The organism is Taibaiella helva (assembly GCF_003545695.1).
Lineage (GTDB): Bacteria > Bacteroidota > Bacteroidia > Chitinophagales > Chitinophagaceae > Taibaiella > Taibaiella helva.
The window spans coordinates 321,329-334,835 of sequence record NZ_QUZZ01000003.1 but is presented as its reverse complement, the minus strand read 5'-3'; the positions used below and the strand labels follow the sequence as shown (position 1 = coordinate 334,835).

Below are 13,507 nucleotides of genomic sequence, written 5' to 3'. Positions count from 1 at the left end.
GCAGGTTTTGCCGGAGCCCGTCTTCCTAAATCATGTACGGTAACCTGATCAGCCTCTCACGCTCACCGAAACGTGCCTGTCCTTTACACGATCCGTTTCCGGGGCATCGGCCGGGAACTGTGCAAACTGCGAGCCATATCCTTCGGCGCCATCGATCTGGGCGCCCACGCCCGCTGCGTCCAACGCCTTTTTCACGGCTGTTGCGCGCGCTCCGGATAGTTTCACATTACCCGGTTCATTGCCGGTTTTGTCGGTATAGCCGCCAATCTTCAGCCTGGCCTGGGGAAAGGCCTTCAATATGGCAGCAAGGTTGTTGATCTGCACCTGGCTTTCGGGGGTAATGTCCGCGTTGCCGGTTCCGAAGTTGAGGTTGTCGAAATCGAACCAGATCTTCTTCAGCGAATCGGTGCCAAGCGCTTTATAATCGGTCTTCAGAAAAGCGACGAGGCGGTCTTCGATCCCGCCTTTAAAGGCATTCAGCTCGGTGCCGTCGGGCAATTGTACTTTCATCGATTCCCTGGCACCCGCAGCAGGAACTGTGGCCATACCGGTATCGGCCGGAGCCATCATGGTCGTGTCGGCCGGGGTTGTATCGGGATGGTCCTTACCGCAGCCTTTTTGTCCCAGCAGGTACCATAGCACCAACGCCAGCAGCGCCAGCAGCAGGATCCAGAGCCATCCGCCACCACCTTTCTTTCGTGGTGCCGAACTATTTGCCGTGTATGCCGGTCCGGAAGCAGCGGCTACACTACCGGCGCCCAGGAGCCCGGCAAGGGAGAACCCGGCGGGGAAGCTGTTCCATATCTGGTCTTTAAGGCTTATGAGGTAGGCCCACAAGCCATGGTCACCGCTTTTGTTCTCGGCACGGGCTTCATCCGCTGTAAGGCTCAGCACGGCAGGCGTTGCCGCACCCAGCAGGGATTCGGCCGAGCTCGCCTTCAGGCCCGAGTAAGCAGAGATCAGCCCCACGGTTTCCCTGGTCTTACCGTCAAACAAACGATCCATCAGTGCCGCATTCTTGTAGCGCCAGGATTCCTCGCCGGTACCGGCAGACTGATCCAGCAAGCCTGAGATATCGTGCTGAGCGGATAAGCTGCCGGCTTCGTTTAGCAGATCGCTCAAACCGGCGCCGTGACTGGCTTGTCCTTTGGAGAAAAGCGCTGCCAGGATAGTGGGGACCAGGGCCTCGATTGCTTTACGAATACCTGTTTCGCCTTCGCCCAGCAAGGCGCCGGCCCTGCCGATGAGATTGGAGTTGAAAAGGCTCTTCGCCGATTCGATAAGATTGACTGCCATAGAGTAGGTGGTTTTAGAAGTGAAAACATGTATGGGATATACGGAAACGCTAAAAAAATTCGACCTGATTCAGTGCAGCTATTGGTAGCGCAATATTAACTGTTTATTTTTAATATGAGTGTTATTTTTTTGTATATCCTTGATCCGAAGCCGATGGAAGGCCCGGATGTTCCAGTCCGGGACTATAATTTAATAGTACATTTGATCTTGTGCCGCGTCGACGGCCTGCAGCCATCTGTTATGATACCACTACTCGAATGCGTACCCAATTTCAGCGAGGGCAAGGACTTCCGCATCCTTAACCAGATACGGGATGCTATTGTCTCCGTACCGGGGCAAAAACTCCTCCATATGGACCCAAGCCCATCGGCCAACCGTACGGTGTTCACCTTTGCCGGGCAACCGGAGGCGGTTGTGGAAGCGGCTTTCCGGGCCATAGCTACCGCAGGCCGGCTGATCGACATGCGCACCCAGCAAGGTACGCATCCCCGCATCGGCAGCACGGATGTATGTCCCCTGATCCCGCTTGGTGGCCTACCGTTGGAGATTGCGGCCGGGCTGTCGGAGCAGCTGGGGCAGCGCGTAGGCAAGGAGCTGGGCATACCCGTGTACCTGTATGAGCATTCGGCAAAGGAGGATTACCGCCGGGCCCTGCCCGATATCCGGAAAGGGCAATATGAAGGACTGAAGGCTAAAATGCAGCGGGCCGGGTGGCAGCCCGATTACGGCCCTTCGGTGCAGGCCTGGGAACGCATTGCGGCAACAGGCGCCACGGTGATCGGCGCCCGCGACATTCTTGTGGCCTTCAATATTTCACTGAATACCCGCGATGCGGGTATCGCTGCGGATATTGCCCGGCAAATACGTAGCCGCAACGACGGGCTGCTGCCGATGTTGCGTGCGATCGGCTGGTACATGGCCGATTTTGACTGTGCCCAGGTATCGATGAACCTGCTCGATTACCGTGTTACCTCACCGTTAAAAGTATGGGATACCTGTACTGCGCTGGCCGCCGCTTACGGCGTAGCGCCTACAGGCTGCGAGGTGGTAGGCCTTATTCCGGAAGCTTGTGTGGTGGAAGCCGGGGCGGCAGCACTTGGAAGCTCCTTCGCCGAAACCCGCACTGAAGAGGCGGTTGCTGCGGGCATACACTACCTCAGGCTCGATCGTGTCAAGCCGTTTATCCCCCGCAAAAAGATACTGGAATATGTGCTAAAGGATGCCGGCCTCCTTTAGCGGACAGCGGCGTCCTTAGCGATCTGCTCGATCGTACCGGCGGCATAATAATGCACGCCGGGAACTCCTGCCAGCGCCTGTGCGATCATCGCGGCGGCTACTTTTTTTGCCTCTATACTGCGATATTGGCGCAGGCTCCCGGTCATAAGCGGACGTACCAGGCGAAGAAGCGCCACGCCTATCCGTTCCAGCAGACGCCGTTCTTCGCGCGGGCCATCGAGGAACGAAGGCCGGTAGATGTGCACCGATTGAAAAGGCAACGCAGCGATATCCCGATCGGTCTCGCCTTTCATCTTCAGGTAAAAATTAGAAGACCGGACATTAGCACCTACCGCCGAGATAATATGGAATTGCGGCATGCCATTGGCCGAAGCGATGCGGGCCATAGATAGCGGATAATCGTGGTCGATCTGGTAATAATGCCGCTTATCGGGTGTTTTTTTACGGGTGCTGCCCAGGCAGGAAAAGAAAACGTCGCCGCTGATCGCGGCGGCATATTGCTCCATATGATCGAAGTCTACGATCACTTCTTTTACTTTGGCATGGATAAAACCCGAAGGACGGCGCACCAGCAGGGTAACCTGGTGAAAGGCTTTACTGGCGCAAAGCTGATGCAGCAGCTCCCCTCCTACCAGACCCGAGCTTCCTGCAATGACGGCTGCTTTTGACATGATAATGCTCCTCTTCTTTCAAAATTAACCCATTGGGGGCAAGGATGTTGTTAACCGGGAAGCTATTAACATGCATTTATTCCCCGGCGAGAAGGAGATGGACAGAAACGCTTACCAGGAGCGGCGCAGCAGGCGACGGTAATGCACAGCGGCTTTCTGCCCGATATAAATAGCACCGTGCAGAACGGACAGGAGCAATGAGAAGGCCAGGAATTTCATGCCGGTTATTTTGCACAAAAGAACAAACTGCATATTAACGGCCGGTTAAGGAATGCGGTGTTTGCACAAAATTAATACGGGCTTATCCTTACTTTCACGGCACCTTCATGTAATGCTAACGGACGCATCATCAATTGTTGGCAATTGTCTCCCATCTTTGTACTGCCATTCCGCCTTGCCCAAATGAGATAATGCCCACCAAACACAAAAGCATAAGGCGACCCCACTTCCTTTATCCCATTGAAACTACTGTGGAGCTGTTTCCGAGCAGGAGACGGCTCTGCTATTTGTTCCGGACGAGTGGTAAAGCCAGGCGCTGCTGCTGCCTCCTTTACTGCGCTTTTCCTTTACCTTCGTTCCTTATTCGCATAACCATGAATCCCCTGATGCTCCTGATCCGCCTGCTCAAACCCCTGCTCTACCCTCTTTCCCTGCTTTACGGAGCCATTATGTGGCTACGCAACAAGCTCTATGATGCCGGGCTGATCTCGTCAATACAATTCAGCGTGCCGGTGATCTCAGTAGGCAATCTTTCAACAGGAGGTACCGGCAAAACGCCGCATATCGAATACCTGATCCGACTGCTGCAATACGAATACAAGGTGGCAACCATGAGCCGCGGCTACAAACGCAATACCACCGGCTTCTTCCTGGCGGGCCCGCAAACCGATGCCCGCAGTATCGGCGATGAGCCCATGCAATTTCACCGCAAATTTCCGGAAGTCGTGGTCAGCGTATGTGAAGACCGTATGACAGGTATTCCCCGCCTGCTGGGCGAGCGCCCCGACGTGGACGTCGTGCTGCTGGACGATGCTTTCCAGCACCGTTCCGTTAAGCCGGGCCTCAACATCCTTATCATCGACTTTGCCAAACCTTTCTACAAAGATTTCATCCTGCCCTTCGGCAGCCTGCGGGAAAGCCGCAAAGCTTATCGCCGCGCCGACATGATTGTTGTGTCCAAATGCCCCCCGGAGCTGGACCGCAGCGCACAGCAGGAAATGATACGGCGCATCAGGCCCCGGCCGCACCAGCAGGTCTTTTTCTCAGCAATCGTCTACGACACGCCTGTCGATTTCTTCACCGGCGAACCGATGTCCTTAACTGCAGCGGATCATGTGGTGATGGTCAGCGGTATTGCCAAACCTGAGCCTATGCTGGCGCACCTGAGGCTATCGGCCGCTGAGGTACATCTGCTCCGCTACCCCGATCATCATTATTTTACGACCAATAACCTTGAGGAAATCCGCCAGACCTACAGCAACTGGGATGTAGCCGGGAAGCTCATTATGACCACGGAAAAGGATGCTACCCGACTGGCGATGCACCGCGACATCCTGGAGCAATGGCAGGCCCGCATCGCGGTGCTGCCCATTAAAGTGCAGCTGCTGCAGGATGCGCCGGTATTCGATCTGCGGGTAAAGGACTATATCATTAAAGAAAAAGAGGACATGTTGTACAGCTAAAATTTCATTTTTGAAAAATGAACTTACTGTTTATCTTTGCACCGTTCAATTTTTAAAAGAGATCACGTATGCCCAAGAAATTACCCGCAACCGGCAAGCAAGTAGGCGGTTGGTTCCTACACTTAGTCGTATTCGCCATCGTTAATATCATACTGTGGTATATTTGCTATGCAGGTGCTACCGGCTGGGTATATCCCTGGCCTATCTGGATCACTTCTGCCTGGGGGCTGCTGATTATCGGCCATGCCTGCATGGTATGGGCCAATTACGAAGACAAAGGCCTCGACGAGTGGAAACGCCAGGCCGCCAACGGTTAATTATTATTCCGGAATTTATAGAGAAAGCAGCTGCACTTGTGTGGCTGCTTTTTTTATTGCGCTTACACAAGATTACCTTCAGCACAATATAGATTTTTTTATATTCGAGCGACAATTTTTTGCACGCTCATGACCCTATCCAGATCCATACACCCCGACTTCCGGGTCCTGCTGGACCTTAAAAGCAAAGCAGTCATCGACCTGTTCACCGACCTGCGGCAATATATACTGGAACTCTGCCCGGATGCCAACGAGCTGCTGTACCATACCCATGCGCTGACCGCGGTTTTCTCTCTTTCTGAAAAGCTTTCGGATGCCTTCTGCATGCTGACCATCTACACCGGCCATCTCAACCTGGGCTTTAACAAAGGCACGCTGCTCCATGATCCGCATGGCTTGCTGACCGGTACCGGCAACCTTATCCGGCATATAGATGTGGCCCAAAGCAGCGACTATCGGAATGCCAGCGTAAAAGCCCTGGTTCAGGAGGCCATACAGCAGGCCCGGAAGGATATGGAAAAACCGTCGAAGTCAACCGGAAAAACGATCTCAAAGATCAGGAAATCCTGATCCTTATTATTCTGTACTATTCATTGGTGGTACTGCGCAACACAAAACGGGCCATACGTTCAGGGGCTATCATGGCAACCTATTCGGCACCACAAATAATACACGATGCGAAAAATAATAGCAAAGAGGCTGACCTTTTGGGACAGCCTCTTTGGCGATGAGCAGCCTGGATATCCTGAGCCGTCAATGTATTATTTCACGATTACGATTTTCTGCGCCGGCAGCACATCGAGTGCGGTATTGCCCGATCGCAGCCTCAGATAATACATTCCGGCCGGCATACCTTTTAGCTGGATGATGGTTTCATTCCGGCCTTCCTGTACGGCTATCTTTGAAGTATAAACCTGTCTGCCGGATTGGTCGGTCACCGATACCATTGCATTCGCCTGCATGCTGCTATTGATCGCCAGCTTAACCCGCTTATCTGCACCTAATGGATTGGGAGAGACTGACAGCTGATCGGCCGGAGCTACATCTACCTGGATTGTCCTGATCATACTGTACGCGACGGAGCCATCAAGATCCGTTGTCTTGATCCGGTAATAGTTAAGTCCTCTCCGGGGTGTGGTATGGATATATTCGTAGCTTTTCAATCCTGTAGCATCCCTGCGCCCGATGAAAGCAAATTCTTTGCCATCGTCAGACCATTCCACCGCGTAATGGCTTACCTTATTTTCTGTTCCTACATGCCATAGCAGCCGCACACCTTCCTGCACCTTTGCTGCGTTGAAGTCGGATATCAAAACCGGTAAGGGCACGCTTGCGCCATAATCTTCCACCTCACCGACAGCGAATATATTGTCATAATCGGCAAAGGAGAGAGGAACATCGGATACGATCAGCCTTGTCTTATAAGCAGGCAAGGCTCCGCCGGGTATCAACACATCGACATTTTGGGAAGATGGGGTACCGGCAACGGTAACGATACCATTACCCGAATAAAAGGCCCTGTTACCTCCGGGCGTCTCATAATCGTCCGTGAAATCGCCATTATTATTCCAGTCGAACCATAAGCCATAATAAACCGTTTTACCCGCAGTATTGCTGTTCAGCAAAACGCTGAAGGTTGATGTGTCGCCTCTTGTTAATGAAGTGCTGGCATTACTTAAGCCATCATCATAGCTATCTTCCTCTACGAAGGTACCATGGGCCCACTCTACACTGATGGCGTTGCCTGCCCAAACGGCATGGGCAGCCAGAGGCGCCCCTCCGGCTGTAGTGCACCCGGCAGTACCGGCCTGTGCCGCAGGCCAGGGAGAAGGCAGATCGGAATAATCATAGCTTACCGCTTTTTCGACCTGGTAAAATTTAAAAGATGCGCATCCGTTATCGGCTACCAGGCGATACGCCCCCGGCGTGGTTACGGACAGGCTGGCGCCGGTGCCTACGGTATCGCCCGTAGTCTCATTGATCCATAAATAGCTCAGTCCTGCCGGCGCTGTACCGCCCGGCATGAATAATACCGATGCCGGCAGGGGCGCTTTGGCAATGGCAGGGCCCTGCCAGGACACCGTGAGCGCCGCCGCAGCAGCAGCGGACCCTGTAAAATAGTTTGTCTCTATGGCATGGTAGCCTCTGCTCAGCGTTACATTACCCGATACCTCCGCCAGCGCATGGGTGCCGTCGTTGGAAACGACCTGGGCTCCATCGATATAAAGGTTGCTGCCATCATAGCTGTTGAGGTAAAAGGTATAAGCGCCGGCAGTGTCGATATGGATAAAGCCTTTATATTTTATGCCAAAATTATTGCTGGCGGCAGTGATGCCGGTCAGGCCGGAAAGGTTTGGCTGCGATACGGCGCCCCGTGTTGCCGGCAGCTGGCTGTAAAAGCCGGTGGTAACGGCATCGAAATTATTGCTTGCCAGCAATGATGGCGCTGTATAGCCGGTAAAGGTCCGGTAGGCCAGTCCCGGAATATAGCCCGCCACGCTTAGGGTAGTGGCGGTATCATCGCAGCTCAGCAGATCATTTCCATTAATGGTAAATTCCGGAATCGATGAAGCCGCGTTTACAGTAAGCGAGGTGCTGTCTTCCACATAGCAGCCGTAAGCATCATAATACCTGCAGATATAGGTGCCGGAATTGGCAGCCGTTGCGTTCAGCAAATTGAATCCTGCCGTGTTGCTGGTAAAACCATTGGGACCTGTCCAGCTGATACCCGTTATCGCAGCACCCGGCGTAACCCGGGAATTAAAGAGCACCGATGAGCCTTCGCATGCCGACGATGGATTGCGAACGATAGTGACACTATCCACCGGCAGGCTTACATGCATGCTGTCGACGATGGAGCAGCCATTATCGCCATAGATACGGACATGGTACCAACCGGTGTCGGAAGCGGCGACACCGGCCAATGTAATGGCAGAGAGGGTGTTCCCCAGGGCTAAGGTATCTCCATCCGGTGCTGTCCACACATGGTTAGTGATAGTGGCATTGTAGGCCACGCTGCGGCTGTCTAAAGTTATTATCCCTGTGCCGCAGTCGCGGGTTACTTTGGGATAGGCCAGCAGGTTACCGAAATCGGAAAAGTTGCTGAAGTCTCCGCCACCGCCGCCGGCTGCTGAATACAAATTCTGATAGAAGAAAAATTTGCTGCCGGTATTTTTGATAATTATCGTTTGACCTGCGGTAAAAGTGCTGGTTACATTTTTCCTGCAATATTTCCACCCTGCATAGCCGGGCACATCCAGGAAGTCGGCTGCGGTGACAATGGTCGCACTACCATTAAGCAAAAAATTACTTTCATAGCCGGCGGGTACGATTATATTGAAAAAAGTAGTGCTGGCGCTGGCGGGGCGCTGAAAGGCAACAATGTCCGTACCCTTGCAGTCAACGACCGGGGTCAGTATACCTGATCCCAGCTCGCCGCCCGATCCGCCCAGCTGATAAGCGCTAATGGATTTGGTCGAATGGATATAGGCGGCATTGATCCCTGCAGGCAGGGCGTAAGATTTCAGCTCTCCCTTATCGAGTATCAGAGTGGTAGTGCTGGTGCCGTTATTGATAGTTACTTCGGTTCCGTTGTAAATACCGGTAAGGAATACTCTTTCGGGAATCGTTAAGCTGGTCCGGATATGTACATAATCCGTGCCCAGCCCGGTAACAGGGATGAGCTGGTCGCCGCCGTTATCGGCAGGGCCGCCTGTGGCAATCAAGTCGTCTACATAAGAAACCACGACCAGGTTGTTGGCGCTGATGGTAGAGCCTGCCAGGTGCACACCGGTTTTCACTGTGTTGGCAGCCTGGTAGCTTTGTCCCCGGTTCAGGGTAATGGTAAAGGGTACATTGGCGCCATGGCCTATAATGGGTTGCGTGGGTACAATCGTCACCACCGTATTGTCTTCCGTAGCCGTAACGACAAATGAGCTCACGCCTGGCGTATAGGTCGCGCCGTTGGCATAGACGTTTTGCCCGGGAACGATAAAATCGGTTCCCAGCGCGTTAGGACCTCTTAAGGGCAGCGTGCCATAGTTATTGCCCGTCTCATTGGCATAATAGGCGCCCATTTTCCCCCATATCCGGATACGCAGCCCCCGGTTGACTACCGCATCGGCCGGTACCGTCTCGATCTGGCTGATAAAGCTGGTCATATTTACGATGCCGGAGGAACCTGGCGGTACAGCGCCTGCAATAGGTGCAAACGAGGCCTCTGCCGGCATATCAATCTCGTAATAGGAGGTATCGGTCCCGGAACCTGTAAAATGTATTTGCTGCGGGCTTTTGTAGCCGGTGCCCCATTGCGGCACGCCAAACCAGAATTCGAAATCGTGAGGACCAGTTTGAGCGAAGGTGAAAAACGACGTATGCAGGAAGCATACTGCTAATAGGAAACGTCGCCGGAAGAGATTGGTGTTTTGGAAAGGTTGGTTCATTGGAGTTGGAAATTATGGGTTACTAATATCGGCATCATCAACGAATTGATATGATCGGGCCTGTGTAAAGAAACTGATTTGCATGTAAAGGACTATAGCTTTACGGTGATAATTAATGAAAGAGCAAACAATACCTTAAACAGGCTTATGTATGGCTGTCAGCACCTGGTGCAGGAATGCCGGTATATGAATATTGGTTTCAGCAAACCGGCAGTAAGGAATTACAATGGGCATTCTGAAAACAAAACATTTTCCCGGTTGTTACTCATAAATGAAATACCCGGATATGATTTGGAATGGATTTCAGGAGGTAGCTGCGCTGGCCTCCAGGTGGAAGCTTCCCAAAGCTTGCATCAGGGAACTAACCGCATTGATGCATCTGGAATATAACGCCGGGGCCAATGATCATTGGAAATACTTACAGCAAAAAGAAGCTACAGAAGGCAAGCCTTCGCTGGTAATGCCGATCCATAAAAAGACAGCCATAGTTGCCCGTTGATTCTTGTTTGCTTATACATGACCTGCTTATGCTGATGTCCGTAACCGGCATAAAGGTATACAAGGTAAAACCAGGGTATTTATACTGCCTTATTCATTGCGGTACGAGCTAATTTTAGATTGTCGGGCCATAGCTACCTGATAAGGGTTACATCACCTTTGAACGACCGGGTTCTGCCGCCGGGATACTGCAGCTGAATAAAGTAGAAATAAGTGCCCAGCGGCATCGGGCTTCCGTTAAAGGTGCCGTCCCAGCCATTCTGGTTAAGCCCGGCGCGATAGACCTCTTTCCCCCAGCGATCGTAGATCATAAAGGCATCGACCTTCTGAAACTGCAGGTGCTCCACCCTGAAGATGTCGTTAACTCCATCCCCATTGGGACTGAACGCCGAAGGAATTAATATCTTCCCATCCCGATCTACATTTACCCATACCGAATCTTTTACGGCACATCCTCCGGGAGCAAAGCCAGTAACAACATACAAGGTATTTTCACGGGGACTTGCCAGGGGCGAGCCCGACCGTGGATTATCGACAGTATTGCCAGGGTCCCATAAATAATAAGAAGCACCTTCTGCAAATAGCCGGATACTGGAACCATAGGTAATGGTCGTATCAGCGTTGCGTATTTTGGTCGCAGGGATCGGGTTTACGTTTACAGAAGCATCCAGAGTATCGCTGCAGCCATAGCCATCGGCTATCACTACCTTATAGGGATGAACCCCTAATGGCAAGCTGACGTCGGGATCGGGGCATGTAGTGCAGCTGAATCCTTGTGGCGCCTGGAACAGCGTATCGGTCCAGCTGAAGGAAGCGCCGCCTGTTGCTTCCAGCTTCAGTACTTCGCCTATACAAATTTCAGCATGGGGAGGAATGACGGCAAATGCCTTATCAGCTACATACACGAGGATCGAGTCTTTTAGGGTACAGCCGTATTTGCTTTGGGTGCTTACCGTATACCATGAAGTATGATCGGCCATAAGGCCTGTGCCGGCCGCCCCGGGATTATCCATTCCGGTCTCCGGACTCCAGCTGTACTGAAAGCCGGCTTCGGGTGGGGGAGTATAGTAGAACCTGGTATCCGGCTTCCTGTGGGAAGTTACGACAGTTCCCAGGTTGTTCACGCAGCTGTTGCCTGTGCCCTGCTGTCCGGCGCAGATTGAGGCATTGTAGGTATTCGTGATGTAGTAGACAGGCAGCATGTTGGAATTGATATGCAGTGAGACCGGAGCTGTACCGCTGTAGCAGAATTGAACCACCAGGTTCTTGGAAGTGTCATAGTCGTACGGAACATTGAAGGTAAATTCGTTCCAGCCCGGGTGCAGGGTTACTGAAGGCGCAGAGAACACCTCTATAAGGCCGGTTTCGAATTCGCTATGGTTGGCCGCCACAAATTCGAACTTATCGGTACAGCGCAAGGCTATCTTTACATTCTGGAAAGTTGGATTGGCGCCGTTGAAGCTGCCGTAATGAAGCGCTATTTTCCGCAGGGAGCCTGCCCTGGAGCCACCGGCCTGCAATTCCTCCTTGCGATAGAGCATCTGCATTTTCTGGGTCCGGAAATAAGCGTAGAATGGCCCCCAGTACCTGCCCAGCCCATGCCAGTCTACCATATTGCTGTTGCCGCTTTCTTCTGCATAATCGAACGAATCGATAGCGCCGCTGCCCGCTGTTCCGTTAGCGCCGCATGCCATTATTTTTAAAGGCTGCGGTCCTGTTGTGGTTGCATTAAGCTGTACATAAGTGCCGCCATTGCACAGCACTATCGTGTCGGGCGAGGCTTTAAGCACGTTAGCCCGATCTATAGCAATGCGTATGGTGTCGGCTGACGGGCATCCGTTGTTCAAGTTTGAATTGACAATATATTTAGTGGAATCGGTAGGTGTTACTATTGTTGTATCGCAGGTCGTGCAGGAGAAGGCAGAGGGGGGATAGCCGGGCATCACCGACCAGCTGTAAGAACTTGCTCCACCTGTAGTGGTCAGCCTGACGGAGGCGCCGGGACAAATAAGCGTGTCGCCGGCCAGGATCTGCATACCTGTACGAACGACAACCGGAATACGGAATGCCTGTACTACCGGGTAGCTGCCGGGCGTACAGGCGCTGTCCCTGGCGTAGATGATCAGCTGCTTAAAGCCGGTATCGTTGCCGGCGGGTTTCCAGTTGATGCAACCGGCAACCTGGCTGCTGCCTTGATCCTGGTAGCTGACGGAAGCGCCATCCAGCACTATGGCACTATTGTCGCTTACCACCATCGATGTTCCGCCGGATTGCATAGTGAAGCAAAAATTAAGATCGTTGTTGCCGCAAACCACGATCGTATCGTTGACAAGCGTTCCTCCGGTAATGCTTGACGGATCAATATCCAGCTGCGGCTGAAAAGAGATATCGGCATTCCGTATTTCTATCCGGGCATCCCGCATAACAGAACCGATAAACTGTCCGTTCCTGTATTTCTCCACGGCATAAGCAAGATAAGCTACCTGTCCGGGCAACGGTGTAAAATCAAAGTTCCCCGTTTGCGGATCCAGAGCGAATGTATTGTTGGTCAGCAGCGGATTATTGCTGAGGTTGTACTGAGGTCCGGTAAAGTTCATGTTATAAGGCGGATAGCCGGCGCAGATCACAAACATGTCTGTATATGCGGCACGAGGCTGGATCATCTTATACACCAACGAGTCGCCGTCGGGGTCCATAACGCCGTTGTTATAATGGAAAGGTGTATTGGCACAGGCAAATACGGGTACCGGCGAAGTAAAATAAGGCGACGACTGCTGCGGTGCATTCAGGTTATCCAAAGTGGCTTCTACATACAAATTATGTTCAAAAGGAGGCAGTATGGTCAAATTGGTAATCGAATCCCGGTCACGCTCATCAATATTTACCGAGAATATCCAATGATTACAAGGCTGGCGTATGGTTACTACAGCAGTATACCACCAGTCGCGGTACATTTCAGATGTGCCTGCCGGATCGGAGCAGGCGCTGGGGTTGCTGGCGCAGCTCTTCAATACCTCCTGGCCGTTCGGTGTGTTCCAGGGCGTAAACGTTGCCCGGTCCATAATAGCAGTGCTCCAGATAAAATTGCAGGTATTCCGGTAGCAAAGGCTTACTTTATCAGGTTCAGGTATACCCGTACAGGTGCGCTGGTAACGAAAATAAAAACGGTATGTGGTATCGTTGATGTACTGGTATATGATCTCGCCGCCTGCTGCCGGCCCCACGGCTGCGGCCTTATGCGTCGCAAAAAGCTGGAATAAAACGACGGTCGTCAGGAAAAAAGAAAAAAAGGATTTCATTGGTTGGTATTTAAGAGGAATCCGGATACGGCATGACAGCGCCGCATCCGGAATATCAGGTATTGA

At 52.4% G+C, this 13,507-nt stretch carries 9 protein-coding genes; 5 read left to right on the top strand and 4 right to left on the bottom strand.

Annotation, left to right across the window (positions count from 1 at the left end; genetic code table 11):
* Positions 1-48: 48 nt before the first annotated feature.
* Entirely contained in the window at positions 49-1,296 is a 1,248-nt protein-coding gene (locus DZC79_RS06715) for an OmpA family protein (protein ID WP_118950783.1), read from the bottom strand.
* A 240-nt stretch (positions 1,297-1,536) separates the two neighbouring features.
* Between DZC79_RS06715 and ftcD the strand changes: the two genes are divergently transcribed.
* On the top strand, positions 1,537-2,532 hold the full coding sequence (gene ftcD / locus DZC79_RS06710; RefSeq protein WP_157976976.1) for a glutamate formimidoyltransferase: 996 nt from the start codon (positions 1,537-1,539) through the stop codon (positions 2,530-2,532).
* Here ftcD and DZC79_RS06705 read toward each other — a convergent pair.
* The gene (locus DZC79_RS06705) at positions 2,529-3,203 is read right to left on the bottom strand and encodes an NAD(P)H-binding protein (RefSeq protein ID WP_118950781.1); all 675 of its coding nucleotides are present in this window, start codon (positions 3,201-3,203) and stop codon (positions 2,529-2,531) included. The two genes, ftcD and DZC79_RS06705, sit on opposite strands and share 4 nt — an antisense overlap.
* Positions 3,204-3,796: 593 nt before the next feature.
* Here DZC79_RS06705 and lpxK point away from each other — a divergent pair.
* From lpxK to DZC79_RS06690, 3 genes are all read left to right on the top strand, one after another.
* On the top strand, positions 3,797-4,885 hold the full coding sequence (lpxK, locus tag DZC79_RS06700) for a tetraacyldisaccharide 4'-kinase (protein ID WP_157976975.1): 1,089 nt from the start codon (positions 3,797-3,799) through the stop codon (positions 4,883-4,885).
* Between the two features lie 68 nt (positions 4,886-4,953).
* Entirely contained in the window at positions 4,954-5,202 is a 249-nt protein-coding gene (locus tag DZC79_RS06695; RefSeq protein ID WP_118950779.1) for a 2TM domain-containing protein, read from the top strand.
* A gap of 129 nt (positions 5,203-5,331) precedes the next feature.
* On the top strand, positions 5,332-5,772 hold the full coding sequence (locus DZC79_RS06690; protein ID WP_118950778.1) for a DUF1801 domain-containing protein: 441 nt from the start codon (positions 5,332-5,334) through the stop codon (positions 5,770-5,772).
* Between the two features lie 191 nt (positions 5,773-5,963).
* On the opposite strand, the gene DZC79_RS06685 is transcribed toward DZC79_RS06690, so the two are convergent.
* Positions 5,964-9,644 carry a PA14 domain-containing protein gene (locus DZC79_RS06685; RefSeq protein WP_118950777.1) on the bottom strand — a complete coding sequence of 1,227 codons (3,681 nt, stop codon included), beginning with the start codon at positions 9,642-9,644 and terminating at the stop codon, positions 5,964-5,966.
* Positions 9,645-9,930: 286 nt separating this feature from the next.
* Between DZC79_RS06685 and DZC79_RS06680 the strand changes: the two genes are divergently transcribed.
* Complete coding sequence (locus DZC79_RS06680) at positions 9,931-10,143, top strand: hypothetical protein (protein WP_157976974.1); 213 nt, start codon at positions 9,931-9,933, stop codon at positions 10,141-10,143.
* Positions 10,144-10,276: 133 nt separating this feature from the next.
* Here the strand turns inward: DZC79_RS06680 and DZC79_RS06675 are convergent, their stop codons facing one another.
* Positions 10,277-13,441, bottom strand: coding sequence for a gliding motility-associated C-terminal domain-containing protein (locus DZC79_RS06675; RefSeq protein WP_118950775.1), 3,165 nt, complete (start codon positions 13,439-13,441; stop codon positions 10,277-10,279).
* Between the last annotated feature and the right edge of the window lie 66 nt (positions 13,442-13,507).

Excerpts from the sequence above, each read along its gene's own strand:
- DZC79_RS06715 (WP_118950783.1), bottom strand. The coding sequence starts at position 1,296 with ATGGCAGTCAATCTTATCGAATCGGCGAAGAGCCTTTTCAACTCCAAT.
- ftcD (WP_157976976.1), top strand. The coding sequence starts at position 1,537 with ATGATACCACTACTCGAATGCGTACCCAATTTCAGCGAGGGCAAGGAC.
- DZC79_RS06705 (WP_118950781.1), bottom strand. The coding sequence starts at position 3,203 with ATGTCAAAAGCAGCCGTCATTGCAGGAAGCTCGGGTCTGGTAGGAGGG.
- lpxK (WP_157976975.1), top strand. The coding sequence starts at position 3,797 with ATGAATCCCCTGATGCTCCTGATCCGCCTGCTCAAACCCCTGCTCTAC.
- DZC79_RS06695 (WP_118950779.1), top strand. The coding sequence starts at position 4,954 with ATGCCCAAGAAATTACCCGCAACCGGCAAGCAAGTAGGCGGTTGGTTC.
- DZC79_RS06690 (WP_118950778.1), top strand. The coding sequence starts at position 5,332 with ATGACCCTATCCAGATCCATACACCCCGACTTCCGGGTCCTGCTGGAC.
- DZC79_RS06685 (WP_118950777.1), bottom strand. The coding sequence starts at position 9,644 with ATGAACCAACCTTTCCAAAACACCAATCTCTTCCGGCGACGTTTCCTA.
- DZC79_RS06680 (WP_157976974.1), top strand. The coding sequence starts at position 9,931 with ATGATTTGGAATGGATTTCAGGAGGTAGCTGCGCTGGCCTCCAGGTGG.
- DZC79_RS06675 (WP_118950775.1), bottom strand. The coding sequence starts at position 13,441 with ATGAAATCCTTTTTTTCTTTTTTCCTGACGACCGTCGTTTTATTCCAG.